Consider the following 22,727-nt stretch of genomic DNA (forward strand, 5'->3'; position numbering starts at 1 on the left):
AGCGAAATGTAAGAAAAAAGTTTTTACAGAGCTAAAAAATATTGGTTTCGGCGGGGCTGGAAGCCCCGCCGAAACCAAATCACCTTAAATATATCAATTTGAGATACCTGATTTTGTTCAATACGATTGCAATGTATTTATAATATATAGCTGATTTATCTAAACATTTTTTTTATACCTTATTCTACTGCTACAGAATCATCGCCGCGGCCATCTGCAACCGCATGTATATTTCCGGATTCATCAATACATATCATTTCTGTCCTTCCCAATTGGTCCCATCTTTCTGGTTTGTATCCTAATTTTTCAAGCTCTTTAATGGTGTTTTCAGGGAAGTTTTTTTCAAATGCAACTACCTCCGGAAGCCATTGGTGATGAAATTTTGGAGAATTGACAGAAAGATTGGGATTAAGTTTAAAATCGATGACATTCACAATCGATTGATACACCGAAGTAGGAATGGTGGTTCCTCCCGGAGTTCCGACAACCATAAAAGGTTTTCCGTTTTTGAGTACAATAGTGGGAGTCATTGATGAAAGCATTCTTTTGTTGGGCTGAATAGCATTGGCTTCTCCACCAACTGCTCCAAACATATTCGGGACACCGGGTTTTACGGAAAAGTCATCCATTTCGTTATTTAAGAAAAAGCCTGCTCCGGAAACAAATACCTTACTTCCGTATAAACCGTTTAAGGTAGTGGTAACGGCGGCAGCATTTCCGTCTTTATCAATCACTGAAATATGAGTAGTTTGTGTAGATTCTTTAGGTTGTGGAATGATTTTTCCTACCTCAGAGCTTAGAGTGGCATGTTCGAAGCTGAAATTCTCCCATCTTTTTTTCAAATACTGATCAGATGTTAAATATTCTGTCCTGTCCTCAATAAAATCAGGGTCGCCCATATATTCTGCTCTGTCGGCAAAAGCACGCCGTTCTGCCTCAATCATGATCTGTACAGCTTTTGTAGAATTTTGCTGATAATTCTGCAGGTTTTCAAAGCCCGACATTTTCAGCATCTGAGCCAGAAGAATTCCTCCGCTTGATGGAAGCGGCATAGAAACTACCTGATTGCCTTTATAATCAAATTCAAGGGCCTTTCTTTCAGCAACCTTATAATTTTTAAGATCTTCCAGAGTAATGATTCCTTTGCCTTTTTTTAATTCATTTACAAGAAGTTGGGCAGTTTTTCCTTCATAAAACCCTTTTGTCCCATATTTTTGAATCAATTTTAATGTTTCGGCAAGCTGTTTTTGAATTAAAATATCGCCTTCTTTCCATGGAGTATTTTTAACGAAAATAAATGATGCCGGATTTTGTTTCTGGAAATATGTTTTGCTTGCGTTCAATAATCCAGCTTCCTGTGAAGTGATGGCAAATCCTTTTTCCGCTAAATCAATGGCGGGCTGTATAAGTTTTTCCATAGGAAGTCTGCAGTATTTCAAGGTTGCAAAAAACCCGGCTACACTTCCGGGAATTCCTACTGCCAATCGACCGTTTTGGGAAAGATCGGTATTGGCATTGCCTTTTTGATCAAGATACATGTCTCTGGAAGCAGCTTTTGGAGCTGTTTCGCGATAGTCAATGGCAAACTTTTCACCGTCATGTTTTACCCCGACTAAAAATCCGCCGCCGCCGATATTTCCGGCTTGAGGATAAACGACAGCCAATGCATATTGTGTGGCAACAATTGCGTCATAAGCATTGCCGCCCATTTTGAGGATCTGAGCTCCGGCTTCACTGGCGAGAGGATGTGCAGAAACGATAACTCCCTTGTTTTTTACTTTTACTTCTTTTATAATATTAAAATCGGTGTATTGGGCATGAAGTAGGGAGGTACCTAAAATAATAATGAATACTATTTTTTTCATTTTAAATAAGACTTAAGAGAAGCAGAGTTTTCAATTAAAGTTTTATAGTATTCCATAAGTGGAATAACATTCTCAAATACGATTTTGTAATCATCATAATTTACGTCTCTGTAAGTACCATGTGCAATATCGTTACGAGGTTCTACTAATTTTTTATCTATAAAATTTTCATTTCTTTCAAAATGTTCAATCTCAAATCCTAAACCAACTATTATTTCATTTAAGATTTTAAATTTAAGATTTGATTTTGTGTCGATTATATCCTTGTCAAAAATTTTACAAAATAATTTTTCAATATTTTGTATTTCTTCAATTAGATTCATTGATTCTATAATTCCATTACTTAAATTTAATTTTTTTTTAAATTTTAGTGCAACAAAATTTAGTTTTACTTTATCTAATGGCAAGTTTAATGTGGATATATAGGATATGTAAAAGCTAGAGGAATTTTTTATAAATCCTTCCCAATGAGCATATGATAATGTAATTCCCCCTCTTATCAAGGGTATTACTGCTGTAGATTCTTTATTTTTTTCTAATACAAGTTTATAATCTGTGAGTTCTTTTTTTCTCCATTGAATATCATTATCTAATTTATCTTGTAACTCATTTAATGTTCGAACTTTCATAAAAATATTTCTTCTCCAACAGATATCGTCTTAGGTAATCTTCCAGCTGCATTATATCCTCTCCAACTTATACTTTCATTATCGATTTTCTCCCAACATTCAATAATTTTGGTTTTAACTTGATTTCTATTTTGTTCCCAGTATTCTATATTTTTTGCAATATTTATTGCTATCATTTCATAAGCAGAAACAATAAAGCTCCCATTAAAAACTTGTTTTTGAATACTATATCTTTTAAAGGCATTTTCACCAATTTGTTCATTAATTAAATTAAAGGTTCTTTCAAAGTTATCTTTAATATCCTCCCAATTATTATCATTATTTTCAAAGAATTCAACAAGTTTATTATCTAAATATGTACTTAACTCACTTATAGAACTAAATTCGTTTTGGCTTGCATTCTTTATTACTAAAAATCTTGAGACAAGCTCTTTCTCATATTGTTCATCTAAATTTTTTTCGGATAAATTTACTGTTTCTAAAAATGAAGGAAATTCGGCTAGTTCTTTCAATCTGCCAAAGTATTTTTCATTATTCATAATTAAAAGACAATTCCTAACTTCTTGTGGTGTTAATGAACTACCTCCAGTATTTAATCTCTGAAATAACTCATATTTACTTGTTGAATCACTTTCTTTTTGAATTATAACAAAATTTAATCGACTTCTTTTAAAATATCTTTGCTGAGCCTCGGTAAAAAACATTTCTTCTATATTCTGTATTTCACCAATATTTTCCCATTGTTTGTCTTTCAAAGATGGTAATAATTGAGTTTCAACTAGAGTCAATGCTGGCAATAGTATATTTTTATCATTTTTTAAGATTCCTATAAATTCAAAAATAGTTGATAGTCTTTGTAATCCATCAACAACATCCCAGATTCCATCTGGCCTTTGAGCTACGAATATAGATGGTATAGGTATATTAAGCAATATTGATTCAATGAGCTTTGACTTTTGAGTTGCGCTCCATCTATAAAATCTTTGAAATTCAGGATGGATATCTAAATCTCCATCATTATACATGCTAATTATTTCACCAATAGACATACTTAAGTTTTCAGTATGTATTTCTTTTGCTTTAACATCTATTTCTTCTTGTAGAGGCATAATTATATTTGTTTAATACAAATTTAAGTTTTATTTTCAATTGTAAAATATTTACTTTTGCGTATAATCTATTAATTACATAAAAATGGAATCCTTTACGGAAAAAATACTGATCACAGGAGCTTTAGGGCAGATCGGAACTGAGCTTACCAACAGACTTGTCGAAATACACGGTGCGGAAAATGTAGTCGCTTCAGGACTTGACAGATGGCAGAAAGATCTTACTTCAGCAGGATATTATGAAAGAATGGATGTTACCAATACTCAATTGGTAAGACAGGTTATTAAAGATTATGACATTACCACAGTATATCATTTGGCGTCGCTTTTATCCGGAACATCTGAAAAACAGCCTCTTTTTGCATGGAAATTAAATCTTGAACCTCTTATTCATTTTTGTGAAATGGCGAAAGAAGGTTTGCTTAAAAAGATTTTCTGGCCGAGTTCAATTGCTGTTTTCGGGAAAGGAATTCCAAAAAATGATGTTGGGCAGGATGTAGTATTAAATCCTACTACCGTATACGGAATCTCTAAAATGGCAGGTGAGAAATGGTGCGAATATTATTTTGATAAATATGGAGTTGATGTAAGAAGCATAAGATATCCGGGATTGATATCATGGAAAACACCTGCAGGAGGAGGAACTACAGATTACGCAGTTGAGATATTTTATGAAGCAGTAGAACAGGGAAAGTACACCAGTTTCATTGCTGAAGACACCGCAATGCCGATGTTGTATATGGATGATGCCATTAATGCAACATTAAAATTGATGGAAGCTCCTAAGGAAAGTTTGACCGTTCGTTCTTCTTATAATTTGGGCGGAATGTCTTTTACCCCAAAACAGCTGGCGGAAGAAATTAAAAAAGAGATTCCGGAATTTGAGATTAATTACCAACCGGATTTCAGACAGCAGATTGCTGATTCCTGGCCTTCCTCAATTGATGATTCTGTTGCTAAAAAAGACTGGAATCTTTCTTATGATTTTGGGATTTCTGAAATGTCTACAGATATGATTAAAAATTTAAAAATTAAATTAAGAAAATCTGGTATTTAAAGTTTATGTTTAAGTAAAAATGATTTTAACATTTGATTTACAATGTCTTATGTACTTTATATAAATTTTAATTGATATGATATTATTAACTTTCAACATTATGATTATTGAAGCCAGTACTCAATCCGGTGTTCACTTGTCTGATGAAGAAAGAGTAAGGATTACAGAGTCCAACACAAAATCAATTCTCAGAATTTTGGATATTCATGAGACGAAAGCAACTTTTTTTATCGAGATTTCGATCATAGAAAAACTTCATAATATCATAAAAGCAATTTCTGCTCAAGGGCACGAAATTGCTTTTTACAATAAAAATTCAGACTTGCATCAGGTTGATGAAGCTAAAAAAAATACCGAATACTTGCTTCACAAATCAATCAAAGGGATTCGTCAGAAAGATGTACGATTGAATGTTAATGCATTAAAAATGCTGGGTTTCAATTATATTTCAAATATTGATCATGCCGAAATTTTATTTCCTTTAAAACGCCTGAAAAGAGTATGCGAAATTGTTGAGGAAAACGGGATAAGCATTGTCCCTGAAAGTATTTCACCGTACAGCCAGCTGCCGTATAATGATTTTGTTTTTCAGGCTTTGCCAATGAAATATTATCAGAATATGGTTTTTGAAACACTGAAAAATGATGAATTTGTTTTGATTTATCTTGATGCATGGCAATTTACCGACATTAAAAAACATCAGTTTAAGGTTCCCTTGTACAGAAGATATAATTCAGGAAAAAAGATGGAAGACAAGCTGGAAGAATTTCTTTCCTGGATGAATGAGAAAGAAATGGCAACTTCCAGAATGAAAGATTATCTGTTTTAAATAAAAAAAGGTTTTATGAATGATCATAAAACCTTTTATATCTCTGTAATTTGCGCTATGCCAATTCAAAAAGTGTAATTTCCGGTAAAACGCCTACTCTTCCGGGGTAGCCTAAGACTCCGAAACCACGGTTTACGTATAACAATTTTCCCTCGCTTTCGTATAAATCTGCCCATTTCGGGTATTTATATTGCACCGGTGACCATTTGATATTTTTAAGGTCTAACCCAAACTGCATTCCGTGAGTATGTCCTGAAAGTGTTAAATGCACATTTCCGGGATGTTTTTTTACAATAGAATCGAAATGAGTGGGATCATGGCTCATAAGAATCTTGGCCGCTTCACTTGGTACATTTTGTAAGGCCTTGTTCAGATCACCAAATTGAGGAAAGGGTTTTAAGCCCCAGTTTTCAACGCCTAAAATATATAATTTTTCACCGTTTTTTTCAATAATCCTGTGTTCGTTTCTTAACATATCAAAACCCGCCTGTTTTTCATAATCAATCAGGGTTTCTAGGTTTTTTTTCTTTGCGGCAGGAGATTCCCACGTTATATAATCTCCGTAATCATGATTTCCAAGCACGGCAAATTTTCCGTCTTTCGCTTTAATTTTAGAAAATAGAGGAATAAAGGGTTTGAATTCTTCTGAGACATTATTCACCATATCTCCGGTAAACAGCACTAAATCAGGATTTTGCTCGTTTATAAGATCAATCGCGTGCTGTAATTTATCAGGGTCTGAAAAACTTCCGCTATGAACATCAGAAATCTGGATAATCTTATATCCTTTGAAACTATTTGAAAGATTGGCAATTTTTACCTTTACTTTTCTTACTGTATGTCTGTATTTCCCAAAAGTAATCCCATCAATGAATAAAAGGGAAAGTACACCGCCAAAACCTAACCCTATTAAACTCAGGAATTTTCTTCTTTCCGGGAAAAAATTTTCTGTTGGTTTTGTTAAGCCGATCAAATAGCCGCCGGTTCTGAAAATATCATCAATTAATAAAAACAGTACAATGAATACTTTAGGCAGAATAAACACCAAAAATAAGGAGATCATAACCTGTATTCTCATCGTACTTCGGTCAGATTTTTGAAAATGGGTGATTTCGTAGGCAAAAATTCCGTAAATACCGAGAGATAAGACCCAATATCCTATTTTTATCCACGTATTATCAGTTAATGTTCTTATTGCCTGATAAATATATACTTCCAGGAAGAGAAAGATTGCAGCAATAATTAAAAAGTTTTTTTGCATAATTGAGTTTTAAAAAAGCACAAAGAAAAATTCCCTGTGCTCTTACTATTTTTTAAATTAAATATCTTTTAAGGAAATCTATAAACGATGGCATTGATGTTCATTCCCGCTCCTACGGAAGTCATCACCACATTGCCTTTATCTTTAAACGAATGACCCTCCATTTTTCCTTTAATAATTAAATCAAACATGGTAGGAATGGTTGCTACAGAAGAATTTCCGAACATCTGTATCGTCATCGGTGAGATCGCATGATCATATTCTTTGATATTATACAGTTTATGCAGTCTTTCGATCATGGCGTAATCCATTTTGGCATTTGCCTGATGAATCAGTATTTTGTCAATATCTTCAATAGAAAGCCCTGCATCATCAATAGTTTCTTTAATGGCAACAGGCACATTTTTGAGGGCATATTCATAAATTTTTCTGCCCAACATCCGGATGTAAAACTTTTTCGGTTCAGCCTGCTTATTGAGTGAGCAACCACTTACGAGATATTCCAGTTCAGGGCCGTTGTCACAAATGGTATTATGAGCAATAATTCCTACATTTTCTTCGTCAGTCGCTTGTACAACGACTGCTCCGGCTCCGTCTGCAAAAATCATTTTATTTCTGTCATAAGGATCTGTTACACGGCTTAATGCCTCACTTCCAACCACTAAAATGGTTTTGGCAACACCTGCTTTGATCAGGTTATTGGCTAAAATCATAGCTTCTACCCAGCCAGGACAGCCGAAAATCATATCATAGGTGATGCATTTTCTGTTTTTAATTCCTAAATGCTTTTTCACTCTTGCTGCCATAGTCGGCATAAAGTTCACCAATCCATCGGTGCTTACTTCACCAAAATTACTTGCATAGATAATATAATCCAGATTTTCCTGATCTATATCTGCATCTGCGATGGCAATTTTGGAAGCTTCGTAACCCATAAGGGAATTAGAAAAATCTTCTTCAATATACCTGCGTTCTTCAATTTCAGTAATTTCTACAAACTTTGAAATGATTTCTTCAGTAGGTTTTTCTATCTTTTCGCCTTCATCTGTATAGAACTCAGAATCCTTAAAATGATCTCTACCAATAATTCTGTTGGGAATATAAGATCCAGAACCAATAATGATTGTATTCGGCATTCGTTAAATAATTTTAAAGAGGCAAAGTTAATAATTAATATTAATAAGAAAGAATTAAAAATATTATTAAATTTGCAAAACTTGTGCTTTACAATCTATGAAAAACAATCCTTCTTTAAAAGGTCTACTAATAGCTGTTGCATTTTTTGTGATTGCCTTCGGAGTGTACTTCTTCTTTTTGGCCAAGAAAAATTATTATGTTGTAGATAATCCTACTCCAAATACCTATTATTATAAAATCAACAATGCTTCTGAGGGAATTATTACTGCAGGACAGTTTGTACATGTAGACGTCAATCAGGGTAAAAATTCCATCAAGGTTTTTGATAAGAATAAAAAATTATTGTATGATTCTGCTTTTGAGGTAAAGAAGCTCCGCGGACTGCTGAATATTGCTCACCAGGATTATTATATCAATCGTCAATATTATGGGTACAATCTTAAAAAAGATTCATTACTTTTGACACTGGATAAAACCATGATAGACGGTAAGCCGTATTTTGGCGGGGCAAAACATTTCAACAAGCTTTATACAGAAGATTTTTACTACAATGTAGACGAAGATTATGATAAGCTGATCAAGAATATTGATAAAGTAGAATCCCGTTCCAAAATTTTCAGAAAGCAAGATTATCTTAATTATTATAAAGAATATTACAAGTTTTGACAGATATCAACAAAGTAACACCATACAACTCTGACTCAAGCAAAAAGAGCCAGGTGGAGGATATGTTTGACAATATAGCTCCGAAATACGATTTGCTGAACCATGCTTTATCTATGAAAATTGATGTTTTGTGGAGAAATAAGATGGTGAATATGATGAAAGAAGATGCTCCGAAAGAAGTTCTGGATGTCGCTACAGGAACCGGAGATCTGGCTATTGCTGTAGAAAAAGGGACACAGGCAAAAGTAGTAGGTTTGGATTTATCGCAACAAATGTTAAATGTTGGCGTTATTAAAATAAAAAAACTTAATTTAGACGGCAAAATTTCCATGCAAAAAGGGGATGCGGAAAATTTACCTTTTGAGGACAATAGGTTTGATGCTGTTTCCGTCGCCTTTGGAGTGCGGAATTTTGAAAACCTGAGTAAAGGCCTTGCAGAATTAAGAAGAGTAGTGAAAGATAATAAGAGTGTTTACATCCTTGAGTTTTCAAAAGTTGAAGGCTTTTTAGCACCTTTTTATATGTTTTATTTTAGAAATATATTGCCTGCAATCGGAAGACTGGTTTCAAAAGATGACAGAGCATACAGCTATCTTCCGGATTCTGTGAATGCATTCCCGTTTGGTGAAAAGATGAAGCAGATTCTTTTGGATACAGGATTTAAAAAAGTTGAATACAGAAAGCTAAGTTTAGGTATAGCCACAATTTATAAAGCAACAAAGTAACCTATGAATAAATTTTTATTAAAAGTACTGGTTTTAGTCTCAGTTAATATTGCAGTTTTTGCAGATGCTCAATTCAGAACCCGAAACAGGATGGATAATCTGGAAGATTTCGATCAACAGGCTTTCAGTTGGGGGTTTTATCTGAACGGAAACAGCTTAGATTACCGTATCGTGCTCAATCCGAGATATGGAGCGAGAGACAATCAAAATCTTGTTACTTCTAAGCCGAGTTACAGCTTCGGAGCCGGTCTTATCGGAAAATGGAGACTTAGTGATTATCTGGATCTGAGATTAGAACCGGGTTTACAGTTTGCTCAGAGACAAGTAACCTTCAATACGCAGGCCAATGATATTTACCAAAACGGAAGCTTAACAAATCCTCCTTTTTTTCCTATTGCATTAGCTGAAAAAGACCGTGTGAGAGACATTAAATCTACTTTGGTAGATATCCCGGTGCTTTTAGAATTTCATGGTGACAGATGGTATAACTCACGACCTTATATTGCGGGAGGAGTAAACTATATTGTTAATTTACAGTCTAATTCTGATTCGGAAGATGATAACCAGCAGCAGGTTTTCAGATCTACAACGCATAATTTTGCCTGGTCTGCAGAGATGGGAATCCAGTTTTATTTCAATAAATTCAAACTGACCCCTGCAGTAAGAGGTACATTCTTTATGAATAACGAAATCGTTGCCGATAATCCTACTACACCTCCATATTGGACTGCAGCGGTATCTACGTTACAGACAAGAGCAATTATGTTTATTCTGAAATTTGAATAGATTCATACAAAATTAATATACAAAGGAGTTGCTTGGCATCTCCTTTTTTGTTTTGCCTCAAAAAATAGGGGCTTTTATTTTTGTTAGTCTTAATATTTTCATATTTTTGCTTAGTTAGAATATTCACATACCTGAAATGCTTCAAAAATTAGAAAACAATTTTTCAGAACTGGAAAAAAAGATTTTGAATCTGCATAAAAGCTATCAAAGTCTTTCTGAAAGTTTTTCAGAATTGAGTAAGGAACATAGTGAGCTGCAGATGAAATACGATGAAGAGAGAAAAAAAAATCAGGTATTAGCAGAAGAACAGAAAAATATAAAATTGTACTCAGCAATATCAGGAAACCCTGAACACAACAGACTCATGAAAAACCATATCAACAGATTGGTAAAAGAAGTAGACTTTTGTATTGCTCAGCTTCAAAACAGCGGATTATAATGGAGGTAAGAAGAATAACCATCAACATTGCAGGAAGAGTATACCCGCTGAATGTACCCGCAGCAGAAGAAGAAACTTTGCGTAAAGTGGGGAAGCAGATCGAGAACATGATTAAAGATTTTGAACAGAATTTCGACGTAAGAGACAAACAGGATGCTTTAGCAATGTGTGCCCTTAAGCTGGGAACCAATGCCGAAGTAGTTGCTCTGAACTACGAAAAAAATATACATTCAACCAATGAACGATTGACGAAAATCAATCAGACTCTGGATGAAATCGGGAAATAATTTCCTGAACAATCTGCCTACAGTAATTCTAACACATTAAAGGTAAACTCAACGCTAAACAATTACCGAACAAATGTCCATCGAATGGCGTGCCGGTTCTCCGGATTACAGACAGTGGAAATCAGTTCAAATCGTGTTGATTAGGAGTTTACTCTATATCACTGGATTATTGTAGGCTTTATTATTTTAAAATAGACAATTAAAACTCAATATATATGACAACAGCCATTATAGTAGGCGTTATTTGCTTGATAATAGGTGCGGTTTTAGGAATGGTATTTTCTAAAAGCTCACTCAATACAAAAGCTAAATTTATCATCGATGATGCCAAAAAAAATGCAGAAAACCTTATAGAAAAAGCTAATGTACAAGCTGAATCCATAAAAAAAGAAAAAAACCTTCAGGCTAAGGAAAAATTTCTTGAACTAAAATCCCAGCATGATGCCGATATTCAGATTCGTGAAAAGAAAATGCAGGAAGCTGAAAAAAGAACAAAAGACAAAGAAAATAAGCTGAATGACGAGCTTAGCAAAGCGGGCAAATTAGAAAAAGATCTTGACAAGCAGATTGCCGATTATGCCAAGAAAAATGAAGTTTTAGAAAAAAAACAGCAGGAATTAGACTCTGCAACGGCTAAAAAAGTAGAAATGCTCGAGAAGATTTCTAATTATACCGCAGAAGAAGCAAAAGCCGAATTGGTAGAAACCATGAAAGCAGAAGCGAAAACAAGAGCACAGGCGCATGTTCAGAGCATTATGGAAGAGGCTCAGCTTAATGCGAAAAGCGAGGCCAGAAAAATCGTAATTCAGACCATTCAGAGAATCGGTACAGAACAGGCCATTGAAAATTCAGTTTCAGTATTTAATATAGAATCTGATGAAGTAAAAGGAAGAATTATCGGTAGAGAAGGTAGAAATATCCGTGCTTTAGAAGCAATTACAGGTGTTGAAATCATCGTTGACGATACTCCGGAAGCAATTCTCTTATCATGTTTTGACCCGGTAAGAAGAGAGATCGCAAGATTATCACTGCACAGATTGGTAACAGACGGAAGAATTCACCCGGCAAGAATTGAAGAGGTAGTTGAGAAAACCAGAAAGATGATTGAAGAAGAAATCATTGAAGTAGGTAAAAGAACAATCATTGACCTTGGAATTCACGGTTTGCATCCGGAATTGGTGAAGATCATCGGTAGAATGAAATACCGTTCTTCTTACGGACAGAATTTATTACAGCATTCAAGAGAAGTTGCAAATATCGCTGCAACCATGGCCGCTGAATTAGGCTTGAATGTAAAACTAGCCAAAAGAGCCGGTCTTTTACATGATATCGGAAAGGTGCCTGAGCAGGAATCTGAACTTCCGCACGCTTTATTGGGAATGCAGTGGGCAGAAAAATATGGTGAAAATCCTGAAGTAATCAATGCGATCGGGGCTCACCATGACGAAGTGGAAATGACCTCATTACTATCACCGATCATTCAGGTTGCCGATGCAATCTCAGGAGCGAGACCGGGAGCAAGAAGACAGGTATTGGAATCATATATTCAAAGGCTGAAAGATTTGGAATCAGCAGCGTTAAGCTTTGAAGGTGTTTCCAGTGCATATGCTATTCAGGCAGGAAGAGAACTGAGAGTGATGGTAGAAAGTGGAAGAGTAAATGATGAGATTGCTTCTCAGCTTTCTTATGATATTTCAGAAAAGATTCAGAATGAATTAACGTATCCTGGACAGGTTAAAGTAACGGTAATCCGGGAAACGAGAGCGGTGAATATCGCAAGATAACTTCTCAAAAAAAGTAAAGAAGCAGCCTTTCAAAGAAATTTGAGAGGTTTTTTTATGAAGGCATGATTAGTTTAATAATATTTGCTGTAAGATTTTAAAAAAAATGCTGTCGTAAATGCTATTTATTGTTAAATTTGAAATACAACCAAATCAAATTATTATGTTACATGAAATTTTAAAAAACGCTAAAAAATTGAAAAGTGCCGATTTGAAAAATATTACAGGAGGCGCTGGAAAAATTGGAACTCCGGATTTATCATTATGCGGATGCAGTTGTACAGGAGCTGTTACAGGCCCTAAATATTGCAGCCAGTACATAGGATGTCCGCAGGTAATAACTTGCTAATCAACAAATAAAAGCCTTCCAAATGGAAGGCTTTTATTTGTATCAAATTTTCTTACAAAAAAGGTTTCATTTCATCTTCAATCTGCGTTCTCAGATCCATCAATCGTTTTGCATATTTTTCCTGCTGTATCTCTTCGTCCGTTTCCGGAATCCACTTTGGGACGGGAAGTTTTTTACCATTTTCATCTACGCCTACAAAAACAATAATGCAGTGTGTTTTTTTATCAAAAGTAGGCTGTTTTAGGTTTCTTGAGAATACATTGATTGATATGTGCATGCTTGAAGAACCCGTATAAATTACCTGAGCTTCCACTTTCACAATCTCACCGATTTTAATGGGTTCATAAAAACGTATTCCACCTACGTAAACGGTAACAGAATAATTTCCGCTCCATGTGGTTGCGCAGGCATATCCTGCCTGATCAATCCATTTCATCACACTACCTCCATGTACATTTCCGCCGTAGTTAACGTCTGAAGGCTCAGAAATAAATTGAAAAGTAACAGGTTTGTTATCCATTTTTTAAATTTTGCTAAAGATATCTAATAAAATCTAAAAAGTCTGATAAAATCCTTCTTTTTGATTATAAAATGCTTATATTGTCAAAATGTTCAATTTTGAACTTAAACTTTAAAAATAATAAAATTTATAATATAGATGAAAAAAGTATTTTATCTTAATAGTTGTGATACCTGCAGGAAAATATTAGCAAAATTTGATCTGAAAAGCTGGGAGCTTCGCGAAATAAAAAAAGAGCCTATTACCTTAGAAGAAGTAGAGGCAATGTATAAAATTACCAATTCGTATGAGGATTTGTTCAGTAAAAAATCTACCCAGATAAAATTAAGAGAACTTGATTTGAAAACGATGGGAGAAGATGATTTTAAAGAATTGTTACTGGATCATTACACTTTTTTAAGACGCCCTGTTTTCCTTACCGATAAAGAAATTTTTATAGGCAATGATAAAAAGAATATTGAAAGCCTGAGAGCATATTTTAACGGAAATTAAAATTTCACAAATAAAAAAAACCGTAGAACTTCTACGGTTTTTTTATGATTTAAAATCTAGCTATACAAACGGCATTTTTACAACCTGTGCAGGAATATTTTTGTTTCTTACCTGAATGAAAATTTCTGAGCCCAGTTTGAAGTGAGGCTTATCTACATAAGCGATTCCCAAACCGATTTTTTTCATTGGAGACTGTGTTCCGGACGTCACTTTTCCGATTACATTTCCTTCAGCGTCTACAACAGGGTAGTCATGTCTCGGAACACCTTTGTCCTGCAATTCAAAACCAACTAATTTTCTGGTAATTCCTTCTTCTTTCTGTCTGGCAAAAATATCTTTAGAAAGAAAATCTTTATCAAATTTCGTAATCCAGCCTAATCCGGCTTCAATCGGAGAAGTGGTGTCATCAATATCCATCCCGTATAGGCAGAATCCTTTTTCAAGTCTTAAAGTATCTCTGGAAGCCAGTCCGCAAGGGATCATTCCTTCACTTTCTCCTGCCTTTAAAATTTCGTCCCAAAGCTTTTCGGCATCATTATTTCTGAAATAAATTTCAAAACCGCCGCTTCCGGTATATCCTGTATTTGAAATAATTACATTATTTACTCCGGAAACTGTTCCTACAGTAAAATGATAGTAAGGAATTTCAGACAGGTTTGTTTCTGTTAATTTCTGTAGGATTTCAGTTGCTTTCGGGCCCTGAATGGCCAAAAGAGACATTTCATCTGAAGCATTGGTCATTTTTGCGCCAAACGTATTGTATTTTGAGATATGATCCCAATCTTTATCAATATTCGAAGCGTTTACCACGACAAAATATTTATTATCATCCATCTTGTACACGATAAGGTCATCTACAATTCCCCCGTTTTCGTTGGGAAGACAAGAGTATTGAGCTTTTCCGTTCTCAAGCGCATCTACATTGTTGGTGGTAACGTATTGCAGAAGATCTTTAGAACCTTCACCTTCGATGAAAAACTGTCCCATATGAGAAACATCAAATAATCCCGCTTTTTCTCTCACGGCAAAGTGTTCCTCCGTTACTCCGGAATATTGCACAGGCATATCAAAACCTGCAAAAGGTACTATTTTCGCTCCCAAAGAAACGTGCTTATCGTACAAGGCTGTTTTTTTCATATTATTTTATTTCTTTATTTTAAAACTTTCAAAAGCTTCACTAAAGAGCTTCATATAATTTCCGTTCCAGTATTTTTGTTGGCAACTGATGGTAATAAGGTAGAGTTTTTTATTTTTCTGAAAAACTTTTGTATTCCAGAATGTTTTATCATGCTCATCAAAATATTCGTAATCGTATTCTGTATACCCTTTTTTACTTCCGGAAGTCTTTATTTTTTTTTCGTCATCTTCCGATTTATAAAGTGCAAGGATAAATTTCTTTGTTTCTGTTTTCGGAAGATCAAGATCTTCGTATTCCGAAATGGTAATGGCTCCGATCTGGTTGGTCGGGAAAATATTGACAATGCCATTGTCATTAGCAGATATCCAGGTATCGGGAAAGGTGATGGAATAATTTTCACTGTCATAAAGCTTAGTTTCCAGTTTCTGGGTGAAAGCATATATTCCTGAGAACATTAAAAATAGAACGAGAACTTTTTTCATCATGAGGTTAAAAATGGTGTTTGTATTCTTCCAAAATGATTTTAAACCATTCTGTGAAATTTTCCGGATTTTGGGCGATTTCCTGATCAAGGTCTGCAATGGAAACGTATCTTACTTCTTCCACTTCATCCGGATTAAGATTAAAATCTAAATTATAAATACCGGTAAAAACATGGTCAAGCTCATGTTCCCAAAGCCCGTTTCCGACATCTGCTTTATAAATAAAATTAAATTTTTCTGAAAGCTTAGTTTCTATGCCCAATTCTTCCTTCAGCCTTCTTTGGGCACCTTCAATATATGTTTCATTTTCTCTTGGGTGAGAACATACCGCATTGGTCCATTGGTTGGGAGAATGATATTTTTTTTTAGCCCTTTTCTGTAAGAGCATTTCGCCGTTATCATTAAATAAGAATACAGAAAATGCGCGGTGAAGCAAACCATTGATATGAGCCTGCTGTTTTTCCATCAAACCTATAATTTCATCTTCAGAATTTACTAAAACAACATATTCTTCCATTGATGCAAATTTAAGCCTAAATCATCATTTCGTAAAATATTTGCCTGCCTTTTTTTGTAATTAAAAGGTTTTTATGTTTTTAATATAGAAAATTTTCAATCAATCATGTAATATATATGTTCAAGTTTCTTATGTTATTCGTTGAAATATAATTTTTCTGATAAAATATTAACTTAAACTAAGTTTAATAAAAGTGTTCTGCCTATTAATTGTAACTTTGCGATTTAAAAAATAATGATGGAATTAGAATACATTGAACATATCAGTCCGATCCTGAAAGACGGGGTTAAAAATTATCTGATTGATATCGATGGAACGATCACAGACGATGTTCCAAATGAAGAACCCGAAAGAATGGTAACGTGCGAACCTTATCCTGATGCGCTGGAAACCATTAACAGATGGTATGATGACGGCCATTTGATTTGTTTTTTTACTTCAAGAACAGAAAATCTTAAGCAGATTACTATAGATTGGCTGGATAAGCACGGATTTAAATACCACAGTGTACTGTGCGGAAAACCAAGAGGCGGAAATTACCACTGGATTGATAATCATCTGGTAAAAGCGACACGGTATAAAGGTAAATTTACCGATCTGATCGAAAAGCAGGTCACTATTGAAGTTTTTAAAGACTAATACATCTAATAATTATATATATGAAAGTTTTAGCAAACGATGGTTTGGATCAGTCCGGGATTGATGCATTAACGGCAAAAGGTTTTGAGGTTATTACCGCGAAAGTACCCCAGGAATTTTTGGCAGAATATATTAATGAGCATAAAATCCGCACTTTACTGGTAAGAAGCGCGACTCAGGTCAGAAAAGATATTATTGATCAATGCCCGTCTATCGAGATCATCGGAAGAGGTGGAGTGGGAATGGATAATATTGATGTAGAATATGCCAGAGAAAAAGGAATTCACGTCATCAATACACCTTCGGCTTCTTCAGAATCTGTTGCCGAACTGGTTTTTGCCCATTTGTTTTCGGGAGCAAGGTTTTTACAGGAATCAAACAGAAAAATGCCTGTAAAAGGAGATACCGATTTTTCAGGTTTAAAAAAATCGTATGCAGCAGGAATCGAACTAAGAGGAAAAACCATCGGAATTGTTGGAATGGGTAGAATAGGGCAGGAAGTTGCAAGAATTGCTCTCGGACTAGGAATGAGAGTGGTTGCCGCCGACAATAATGTAGGAAAAGCAAGCATTAAGGTAAAATTCTATAACAATCAGTTCATCAACGTAGATATAGAAACAGAACCTTTGCCGCAGGTTTTAAAGCATTCGGATTTTATTACGCTTCATGTTCCGGCGCAAAAAGACGGCTATATGATCGGAAAAAATGAACTGGAAATCATGAAAGACGGTGTTGCCATTGTAAACTGTTCACGAGGCGGAGTAATTGATGAAGAGGCTTTAATAAATGCTTTAGATTCAGGAAAAGTGAGGTTTGCAGGATTAGATGTATTCATCAACGAGCCTACTCCTTCAAAAGAAATACTGAATCACCCTAAAATTTCGCTGACTCCGCACACCGGAGCATCTACTCTGGAAGCGCAGGACAGAATTGGTCTTTCACTTGCAGAACAGATTTCAAGTATTTTACAGATTCATTAAGATTGGATATTTAAAAATAAATCCCGCCACATACATGTGGCGGGATTTATTTTTATAAGTTGTTTTTACTTTTTAAAGCGTCTCTGATCTCCATTAATAATTTTTGATCTTCTGTGGGACCTGAAGGTACCACAGCAGTTTCTTCTTTCTTGTTGAATGCTTTAATCATTAAAAATAATACAAATGCCACAATAAAAAAGCTAATCACAGAGGATATAAAATTACCGTATTTTACTCCGTTACACGAAAGTTCTGCAATGTTTTTAACGTGCGCTTTTTCCAGCGCAGGATTCAAGAGTAAGGGTGTGACGATATCGTCAACAAAAGATTTTATAATGGCGCTAAAAGCGGCACCGATAATAACCCCAACCGCCAAGTCTATGACATTGCCCTTAAAGGCAAAGTCTCTGAATTCTTTTACAAGTCCCATAAATTTTTTTTTAATGTTTACACAAAATTATCATTTTAATATTTACATCTTATTATTTTTAAGTTTTTTTATTTGATATACCATCATTTTAACAATTATCATTACATTTAAAGAAAGCTTTTCAATGAAAATTTTAACAGCAGATCAAATTCGCTCAGCGGATGAATTTACAATAAAAAACGAACCCGTTTCTTCTATACAGCTCATGGAAAGGGCTGCATTGGCTTTTACAGACCAGATTGTTCCCTACTGTAAAAATCAAACTGCGTTTGCCATCTTCTGTGGGAATGGAAATAACGGTGGTGATGGCTTTGCGATAGCCAGAATGCTGTATCTTAAAGGTTTTGATGTAGATGTTTTTATCAATCAGGAAAACGAAAATTTTTCTTCAGACGCGCTTATAAATTTTAAAAAAGTAAAAGAAATTTCAGGAATTAGCATTAAAGATTTCAATGATATTTCTGATGACTCTTTTGAGGATCAGACAATTATTATTGATGCCATTTTTGGGACAGGATTATCAAGAAAACCCGAAGGTATCTATAAGAAGGTAATAGAAAACCTTAATGCACTTAAAAATATTAAAATTGCTGTAGATCTACCTTCAGGATTGTTTTCCGATTCAATTTCAGACAAAGAACTTATCATATTTAAGGCAGATTATACACTGAGTTTTCAATTTTGGAAAAAAAGCTTCCTACATCCCGAAACAGGGAAATTCACAGGAAAGGTTATTATTTTGGATATCGGTTTAAGCCAAAAATATAGTAGTCAAGTGTACACTGATAATTTTGTGATTGATGATGACATGATCGATCAGATTTTTATACCCAGAGAAAATTTTACCCATAAGGGAACGTATGGAAAAACAATAATCGCTGCCGGAAGCTACGGAAAAATAGGAGCCGCAGTTTTGGCAACAAAATCTGCTCTCAAAACAGGTTCCGGACTTACTTTTGTGCTTGCGCCGGCTTGCGGATACGAAATTCTGCAAACCAGCTGTCCAGAAGCAATGTTTATCGAAGGGGGAAATAAAAATATCAACAATATTGAATTTCAGGAAAATACAGCCTACGGAATCGGTCCCGGTTTGAATACTGATCCCGAAACTGAAATGGCATTTTTACAATTTCTAAAAAATTATTCTGAACCTCTCATTTTGGATGCAGATGCCTTAAATATCATTTCCAAAAATCAGAATAATTTAAAACTCATTCCTGAAAGATCAATCATCACTCCTCATCCGAAAGAATTTGAAAGGCTTTTCGGGACCACTGAAGATTCATACAAAAGATTGGAACTTGCGCGGGAAAAAGCTAAGGAATACTCCATTTATATTGTTTTAAAAGACCATCATACTCAGGTCGTAACCCCGGAAGGAAAAGTGTTTTATAACATCACAGGAAATTCCGGATTGGCAAAAGGCGGAAGCGGAGATATATTAACCGGAATTCTTACCTCTCTTTTAGCACAAGGTTATTCTGAAGAAAACACGTGTCTTCTGGGAATTTACGTTCATGGCAAGGCTGCAGATTTTGCCGCGGAAAAATTCTCTAAAGAATCTATGCTTCCTACACAGGTAATTGATGAGATCGGAAATGTTTTTCTTGACCTTAATAAAAAAGCCACAACTCGGTTGTGGCTTTAGGTATTATATTTTAAACTCAATTAAAAAGTTTTGTCTGCTTCCGGTGCAATTTTATTGTTTTTGGAATAGATCATAATCACTAATCCTGCGATCATAAAAGGTATTGAAAGGATTTGCCCGGTATTTAATCCTGCAAACTGGATAAATTCGTCACCTTGCGGTTCTTTTAAAAACTCCACGAAAAATCTTACTGCCCAGAGAATAATGAAAAATAATCCGAATAACCATCCCTGCTGATATTTTTTATCTGTTTTTCGATATAAAACCCAAAGCAAAACAAAAAGACAGACATATCCGAAAGCTTCAAAAAGCTGCGTCGGATAACGGGGTACTGTGATCCCGTATTCACTGCTCTGTTGAGGGAAAAGCAAAGCAAACGGAGAGTTTTCATCTACCGGTTTCCCGATGATTTCTGAATTAAAAAAGTTACCTATTCTTACAAAGGCGCCGCCAATAGAAACTACAATCCCTAATCTGTCATATACCCAGAACGGGTTTTTCTTGATTATTTTAAAAGAGTAATAAAGAGTGGTCAGAATCAGTGCGATGGTAGCACCATGACTTGCCAAACCTGAAAATCCTGTAAATTTTAATCCGTTTTTGGTGCTTATCGGTAAAAAAACACTCCAGAAATCTTCTTTGAATAATTCCGGCTGATAAAAGATAACGTGCCCCAATCTTGCTCCTAAAATTGTTCCGATCAGTGTCCAGGTAAATAAAGGCTCCACGTATTTCTGGTTTACATGGTCGATCGTAAACATTCTTGTCATCAGGATATATCCCAAACCAAAAGCGCAGATAAACATTAAGCTGTAAAAATGCAGGGTAATGGGTCCTAAATGAATTCCCGTAGAAGGGTCCCAGATTTTATATTTGGTTTCCAGATCTATTTTATCAGATTCCGCAATCGGCTTTTCTGTTTTTACGATATATTTAAAGCTTTCAATATTCTGCTCTGAGATATCATTATTAATAAGGTTGTAATCTTTATCTAAAAACTGGTATTTTTCACCTTTAAACCTATTGAGAACAGCAGCGTTAAACGTATAAGAATCATGCTCCAGGTTTGATTTATTCAAAATAACCAATACATTCTTGTTGTCTTTTCGATCTGCGAACGCACTGAGGTCCTGATTTTCAGTAGTCGTGAAAATTTTCACCGGAACATTTGCGGCATTGACCTTTAAAATCCCGTCTGAAGTTCCGCCGGAATAATTCTGGCCAAAAAAACACTGTGCTGTAAAGGCAAATATGACAAAGTAAATTCTGAATAAAATAGGATTCATTTTTATTTTTTTAATTCGTTCTTTTAATATTATTTCTTTGGCGGTACAGGATCGTATCCGCTTCCGCCCCAAGGATGACATTTTAAGATCCTTTTCATTCCCAGCCAGAACCCTTTAAAAATGCCGTGCGTCTGAAGCGATTGTACCATGTAATGAGAACAGGTGGGTTGATAACGGCAATTTTTAGGGAGTAAAGGCGAGATAAACCATTGGTAAAATTTAATGAAAATTACCAAAGGAAAAGTAATGATTTTATTGAATGTGATACTCAAAACAGTGCAAAAATAGGGTAAAAAATTGAAAATTAGTTTAAATTTGTTATAAGTTTCAGGAAGCAATCACCAAAATTGTTTCACTGAAAAATAATCCATCTATAGAAAAGCAGAAATTTTGAGCAATAATATTCCATTGGCAGAAAGACTGAGGCCCAAAACGCTGGATGAAGTTTTAGGACAGGAACATCTTACGGGAAAAAAAGGTACCATACGGAAAATGCTGGAGAACGATTCTCTCAATTCATTAATTCTCTGGGGACCGCCGGGAACGGGTAAAACAACTTTGGCAGAAATTATTTCGGAGCAGTCGGGTAGGAAATTTTTTAAACTTTCTGCGGTTTCTTCCGGAGTAAAAGATGTGCGGGATGTCATAGAAGATGCCAAAAAACAAAATCTGTTTTCAGGGAAATCACCGATCTTATTTATTGATGAAATTCACCGGTTCAATAAATCTCAACAGGATTCTCTTCTTCACGCCGTAGAAAAAGGCTGGATAGTTTTGATCGGTGCTACCACAGAAAACCCCAGTTTTGAAGTTGTTTCCGCTTTGCTTTCGCGAAGCCAGGTCTATATTTTAAAAGCTTTAAGCTATGAAAAGCTTGAAGAGCTGATTGATATTGCTCTGAAAAGGTTTAATAACGATGAAAAAACTGATTTTGCAATCAAAGAAAAACAAGCTTTCATCCAGTATTCAGGGGGAGACGGGCGAAAGCTGATCAATTCTGTAGAATTGGTTTTGGGACAGTTTAAAAATTCGGCCCAAAAAGAAATTTCTGACGAAGATGTAATGTCGGTTCTTCAGGAAACGATGGCGTTGTATGATAAAAATGGCGAACAGCATTATGATATTATTTCGGCGTTTATCAAATCAATGCGCGGCAGCGATCCGAATGGAGCAGTTTACTGGCTTGCACGAATGATTGCGGGAGGTGAAGATATTAAATTTATCGCAAGGAGAATGCTTATTTTAGCTTCTGAAGACATCGGTTTAGCAAATCCCAATGCTTTGGTAATCGCAAACAGCTGTTTTCAGGCCATTAATGTGATCGGTAATCCGGAAGCAAGGATTTTGCTGAGTGAGACTGCAATTTATCTTGCCGTTTCTCCTAAAAGCAATTCTGCATACGCTGCGATTAATGAAGCACTGGCTTTTGTAAAAAAAACAGGAAATTTACCTGTTCCGCTACATTTGAGAAACGCTCCTACAAAACTGATGAAAGATCTGGATTATGGAAAAGACTACAAATATGCCCATTCCTTTGAGGGGAACTTTGTAAATCAGGATTTTTTACCGGAAGAAATAAAGGATGTTAAACTGTATGAGCCCGGAAATAATGCTACAGAAAAAAAGATTTACGAAGAGCTAAAGAAAAAATGGAACCATAAATATTAAAAAATAA

General features: G+C 35.1%; 26 protein-coding genes. 14 read left to right on the top strand and 12 right to left on the bottom strand.

Annotation, left to right across the window (positions count from 1 at the left end; genetic code table 11):
* Window positions 1–179: 179 nt before the first annotated feature.
* Genes ggt through N0B16_RS02710 form a run of 3 tightly spaced genes read right to left on the bottom strand, consistent with a single transcriptional unit; the run spans window position 180 to window position 3,603 of the window.
* The gene (gene ggt / locus N0B16_RS02700; protein ID WP_262989181.1) at window positions 180–1,865 is read right to left on the bottom strand and encodes a gamma-glutamyltransferase; all 1,686 of its coding nucleotides are present in this window, start codon (window positions 1,863–1,865) and stop codon (window positions 180–182) included.
* Entirely contained in the window at window positions 1,862–2,494 is a 633-nt protein-coding gene (locus tag N0B16_RS02705) for an MAE_28990/MAE_18760 family HEPN-like nuclease (RefSeq protein ID WP_262989182.1), read from the bottom strand. Before N0B16_RS02705 ends, ggt begins: the two co-directional genes overlap by 4 nt.
* Window positions 2,491–3,603 (bottom strand): DUF262 domain-containing protein, encoded by a 1,113-nt coding sequence (locus N0B16_RS02710; protein WP_262989183.1) that lies wholly within the window; start codon window positions 3,601–3,603, stop codon window positions 2,491–2,493. Before N0B16_RS02710 ends, N0B16_RS02705 begins: the two co-directional genes overlap by 4 nt.
* Window positions 3,604–3,688: 85 nt before the next feature.
* On the opposite strand from N0B16_RS02710, the gene N0B16_RS02715 reads away from it, so the two are divergent.
* Window positions 3,689–4,660 (top strand): NAD-dependent epimerase/dehydratase family protein, encoded by a 972-nt coding sequence (locus tag N0B16_RS02715; RefSeq protein WP_262989184.1) that lies wholly within the window; start codon window positions 3,689–3,691, stop codon window positions 4,658–4,660.
* Between the two features lie 76 nt (window positions 4,661–4,736).
* Entirely contained in the window at window positions 4,737–5,489 is a 753-nt protein-coding gene (locus N0B16_RS02720; RefSeq protein ID WP_262989186.1) for a polysaccharide deacetylase family protein, read from the top strand.
* A 55-nt stretch (window positions 5,490–5,544) separates the two neighbouring features.
* Here N0B16_RS02720 and N0B16_RS02725 read toward each other — a convergent pair whose 3' ends face one another.
* Window positions 5,545–6,750, bottom strand: a complete 1,206-nt coding sequence (locus tag N0B16_RS02725) for a metallophosphoesterase (RefSeq protein ID WP_262989187.1) — start codon at window positions 6,748–6,750, stop codon at window positions 5,545–5,547.
* Between the two features lie 68 nt (window positions 6,751–6,818).
* Window positions 6,819–7,886: a 3-oxoacyl-ACP synthase III family protein gene (locus N0B16_RS02730; RefSeq protein WP_262989188.1), complete on the bottom strand. Its 1,068-nt coding sequence runs from the start codon at window positions 7,884–7,886 to the stop codon at window positions 6,819–6,821.
* A 97-nt stretch (window positions 7,887–7,983) separates the two neighbouring features.
* On the opposite strand from N0B16_RS02730, the gene N0B16_RS02735 reads away from it, so the two are divergent.
* From N0B16_RS02735 to N0B16_RS02765, 7 genes are all read left to right on the top strand, one after another.
* A complete protein-coding gene (locus N0B16_RS02735) occupies window positions 7,984–8,553 on the top strand; it encodes a hypothetical protein (RefSeq protein ID WP_262989189.1) in 570 nt (189 codons plus the stop codon).
* Window positions 8,550–9,278: a bifunctional demethylmenaquinone methyltransferase/2-methoxy-6-polyprenyl-1,4-benzoquinol methylase UbiE gene (gene ubiE, locus N0B16_RS02740; RefSeq protein WP_303647414.1), complete on the top strand. Its 729-nt coding sequence runs from the start codon at window positions 8,550–8,552 to the stop codon at window positions 9,276–9,278. Before N0B16_RS02735 ends, ubiE begins: the two co-directional genes overlap by 4 nt.
* Before the next feature lie 3 nt (window positions 9,279–9,281).
* Window positions 9,282–10,064, top strand: a complete 783-nt coding sequence (porT, locus tag N0B16_RS02745) for a type IX secretion/gliding motility protein PorT/SprT (RefSeq protein WP_262989190.1) — start codon at window positions 9,282–9,284, stop codon at window positions 10,062–10,064.
* A 136-nt stretch (window positions 10,065–10,200) separates the two neighbouring features.
* Window positions 10,201–10,503 (top strand): hypothetical protein, encoded by a 303-nt coding sequence (locus N0B16_RS02750; protein ID WP_262989191.1) that lies wholly within the window; start codon window positions 10,201–10,203, stop codon window positions 10,501–10,503.
* On the top strand, window positions 10,503–10,790 hold the full coding sequence (locus N0B16_RS02755; protein ID WP_262989192.1) for a cell division protein ZapA: 288 nt from the start codon (window positions 10,503–10,505) through the stop codon (window positions 10,788–10,790). The genes N0B16_RS02750 and N0B16_RS02755 overlap by 1 nt, the downstream gene beginning before the upstream one ends.
* A gap of 215 nt (window positions 10,791–11,005) precedes the next feature.
* On the top strand, window positions 11,006–12,574 hold the full coding sequence (gene rny, locus N0B16_RS02760) for a ribonuclease Y (RefSeq protein ID WP_262989193.1): 1,569 nt from the start codon (window positions 11,006–11,008) through the stop codon (window positions 12,572–12,574).
* Window positions 12,575–12,734: 160 nt separating this feature from the next.
* Window positions 12,735–12,920, top strand: coding sequence for a hypothetical protein (locus N0B16_RS02765; RefSeq protein ID WP_262989194.1), 186 nt, complete (start codon window positions 12,735–12,737; stop codon window positions 12,918–12,920).
* 52 nt (window positions 12,921–12,972) lie between these two features.
* Here the strand turns inward: N0B16_RS02765 and N0B16_RS02770 are convergent, their stop codons facing one another.
* Window positions 12,973–13,440: an acyl-CoA thioesterase gene (locus tag N0B16_RS02770; protein WP_262989195.1), complete on the bottom strand. Its 468-nt coding sequence runs from the start codon at window positions 13,438–13,440 to the stop codon at window positions 12,973–12,975.
* A gap of 138 nt (window positions 13,441–13,578) precedes the next feature.
* Here N0B16_RS02770 and N0B16_RS02775 point away from each other — a divergent pair, with 138 nt between their 5' ends.
* On the top strand, window positions 13,579–13,932 hold the full coding sequence (locus N0B16_RS02775) for an arsenate reductase family protein (RefSeq protein WP_262989196.1): 354 nt from the start codon (window positions 13,579–13,581) through the stop codon (window positions 13,930–13,932).
* Window positions 13,933–13,992: 60 nt separating this feature from the next.
* Here the strand turns inward: N0B16_RS02775 and gcvT are convergent, their stop codons facing one another.
* Genes gcvT through idi form a run of 3 tightly spaced genes read right to left on the bottom strand, consistent with a single transcriptional unit; the run spans window position 13,993 to window position 16,069 of the window.
* A complete protein-coding gene (gene gcvT / locus N0B16_RS02780) occupies window positions 13,993–15,069 on the bottom strand; it encodes a glycine cleavage system aminomethyltransferase GcvT (RefSeq protein ID WP_262989197.1) in 1,077 nt (358 codons plus the stop codon).
* 6 nt (window positions 15,070–15,075) lie between these two features.
* Window positions 15,076–15,555, bottom strand: a complete 480-nt coding sequence (locus N0B16_RS02785) for a hypothetical protein (RefSeq protein WP_262989198.1) — start codon at window positions 15,553–15,555, stop codon at window positions 15,076–15,078.
* Window positions 15,556–15,559: 4 nt separating this feature from the next.
* Window positions 15,560–16,069, bottom strand: coding sequence for an isopentenyl-diphosphate Delta-isomerase (gene idi / locus N0B16_RS02790; RefSeq protein WP_262989199.1), 510 nt, complete (start codon window positions 16,067–16,069; stop codon window positions 15,560–15,562).
* 237 nt (window positions 16,070–16,306) lie between these two features.
* On the opposite strand from idi, the gene N0B16_RS02795 reads away from it, so the two are divergent.
* Together N0B16_RS02795 and N0B16_RS02800 are read left to right on the top strand one after the other, a co-directional pair.
* Window positions 16,307–16,708, top strand: coding sequence for an LNS2 domain-containing protein (locus N0B16_RS02795; RefSeq protein WP_262989974.1), 402 nt, complete (start codon window positions 16,307–16,309; stop codon window positions 16,706–16,708).
* Between the two features lie 20 nt (window positions 16,709–16,728).
* A complete protein-coding gene (locus N0B16_RS02800; RefSeq protein ID WP_262989200.1) occupies window positions 16,729–17,688 on the top strand; it encodes a D-2-hydroxyacid dehydrogenase in 960 nt (319 codons plus the stop codon).
* A gap of 52 nt (window positions 17,689–17,740) precedes the next feature.
* Here the strand turns inward: N0B16_RS02800 and mscL are convergent, their stop codons facing one another.
* Window positions 17,741–18,118, bottom strand: a complete 378-nt coding sequence (mscL, locus tag N0B16_RS02805) for a large conductance mechanosensitive channel protein MscL (protein WP_262989201.1) — start codon at window positions 18,116–18,118, stop codon at window positions 17,741–17,743.
* A gap of 124 nt (window positions 18,119–18,242) precedes the next feature.
* Here mscL and N0B16_RS02810 point away from each other — a divergent pair, with 124 nt between their 5' ends.
* Window positions 18,243–19,766, top strand: a complete 1,524-nt coding sequence (locus N0B16_RS02810; RefSeq protein ID WP_262989202.1) for an NAD(P)H-hydrate dehydratase — start codon at window positions 18,243–18,245, stop codon at window positions 19,764–19,766.
* A 20-nt stretch (window positions 19,767–19,786) separates the two neighbouring features.
* On the opposite strand, the gene lgt is transcribed toward N0B16_RS02810, so the two are convergent.
* Both lgt and yidD read right to left on the bottom strand, forming a co-directional pair.
* Window positions 19,787–20,650 (bottom strand): prolipoprotein diacylglyceryl transferase, encoded by an 864-nt coding sequence (lgt, locus tag N0B16_RS02815; protein WP_438265265.1) that lies wholly within the window; start codon window positions 20,648–20,650, stop codon window positions 19,787–19,789.
* 431 nt (window positions 20,651–21,081) lie between these two features.
* Window positions 21,082–21,324: a membrane protein insertion efficiency factor YidD gene (gene yidD / locus N0B16_RS02820; RefSeq protein ID WP_262989204.1), complete on the bottom strand. Its 243-nt coding sequence runs from the start codon at window positions 21,322–21,324 to the stop codon at window positions 21,082–21,084.
* 118 nt (window positions 21,325–21,442) lie between these two features.
* Here yidD and N0B16_RS02825 point away from each other — a divergent pair, with 118 nt between their 5' ends.
* The gene (locus N0B16_RS02825) at window positions 21,443–22,720 is read left to right on the top strand and encodes a replication-associated recombination protein A (RefSeq protein WP_262989205.1); all 1,278 of its coding nucleotides are present in this window, start codon (window positions 21,443–21,445) and stop codon (window positions 22,718–22,720) included.
* Window positions 22,721–22,727: the final 7 nt, after the last annotated feature.

The organism is Chryseobacterium gilvum, assembly GCF_025628965.1.
Classification (GTDB): domain Bacteria; phylum Bacteroidota; class Bacteroidia; order Flavobacteriales; family Weeksellaceae; genus Chryseobacterium; species Chryseobacterium gilvum.

Coding starts and splice junctions, on each gene's coding strand:
- N0B16_RS02810 (WP_262989202.1), top strand. CDS start 18,243: ATGAAAATTTTAACAGCAGATCAAATTCGCTCAGCGGATGAATTTACA.
- N0B16_RS02755 (WP_262989192.1), top strand. CDS start 10,503: ATGGAGGTAAGAAGAATAACCATCAACATTGCAGGAAGAGTATACCCG.
- N0B16_RS02715 (WP_262989184.1), top strand. CDS start 3,689: ATGGAATCCTTTACGGAAAAAATACTGATCACAGGAGCTTTAGGGCAG.
- N0B16_RS02725 (WP_262989187.1), bottom strand. CDS start 6,750: ATGCAAAAAAACTTTTTAATTATTGCTGCAATCTTTCTCTTCCTGGAA.
- mscL (WP_262989201.1), bottom strand. CDS start 18,118: ATGGGACTTGTAAAAGAATTCAGAGACTTTGCCTTTAAGGGCAATGTC.
- N0B16_RS02735 (WP_262989189.1), top strand. CDS start 7,984: ATGAAAAACAATCCTTCTTTAAAAGGTCTACTAATAGCTGTTGCATTT.
- N0B16_RS02785 (WP_262989198.1), bottom strand. CDS start 15,555: ATGATGAAAAAAGTTCTCGTTCTATTTTTAATGTTCTCAGGAATATAT.
- N0B16_RS02730 (WP_262989188.1), bottom strand. CDS start 7,886: ATGCCGAATACAATCATTATTGGTTCTGGATCTTATATTCCCAACAGA.
- rny (WP_262989193.1), top strand. CDS start 11,006: ATGACAACAGCCATTATAGTAGGCGTTATTTGCTTGATAATAGGTGCG.
- porT (WP_262989190.1), top strand. CDS start 9,282: ATGAATAAATTTTTATTAAAAGTACTGGTTTTAGTCTCAGTTAATATT.
- N0B16_RS02710 (WP_262989183.1), bottom strand. CDS start 3,603: ATGCCTCTACAAGAAGAAATAGATGTTAAAGCAAAAGAAATACATACT.
- N0B16_RS02765 (WP_262989194.1), top strand. CDS start 12,735: ATGTTACATGAAATTTTAAAAAACGCTAAAAAATTGAAAAGTGCCGAT.
- N0B16_RS02750 (WP_262989191.1), top strand. CDS start 10,201: ATGCTTCAAAAATTAGAAAACAATTTTTCAGAACTGGAAAAAAAGATT.
- gcvT (WP_262989197.1), bottom strand. CDS start 15,069: ATGAAAAAAACAGCCTTGTACGATAAGCACGTTTCTTTGGGAGCGAAA.
- N0B16_RS02795 (WP_262989974.1), top strand. CDS start 16,307: ATGGAATTAGAATACATTGAACATATCAGTCCGATCCTGAAAGACGGG.
- N0B16_RS02770 (WP_262989195.1), bottom strand. CDS start 13,440: ATGGATAACAAACCTGTTACTTTTCAATTTATTTCTGAGCCTTCAGAC.
- idi (WP_262989199.1), bottom strand. CDS start 16,069: ATGGAAGAATATGTTGTTTTAGTAAATTCTGAAGATGAAATTATAGGT.
- ggt (WP_262989181.1), bottom strand. CDS start 1,865: ATGAAAAAAATAGTATTCATTATTATTTTAGGTACCTCCCTACTTCAT.
- N0B16_RS02720 (WP_262989186.1), top strand. CDS start 4,737: ATGATATTATTAACTTTCAACATTATGATTATTGAAGCCAGTACTCAA.
- N0B16_RS02775 (WP_262989196.1), top strand. CDS start 13,579: ATGAAAAAAGTATTTTATCTTAATAGTTGTGATACCTGCAGGAAAATA.
- N0B16_RS02800 (WP_262989200.1), top strand. CDS start 16,729: ATGAAAGTTTTAGCAAACGATGGTTTGGATCAGTCCGGGATTGATGCA.
- N0B16_RS02705 (WP_262989182.1), bottom strand. CDS start 2,494: ATGAAAGTTCGAACATTAAATGAGTTACAAGATAAATTAGATAATGAT.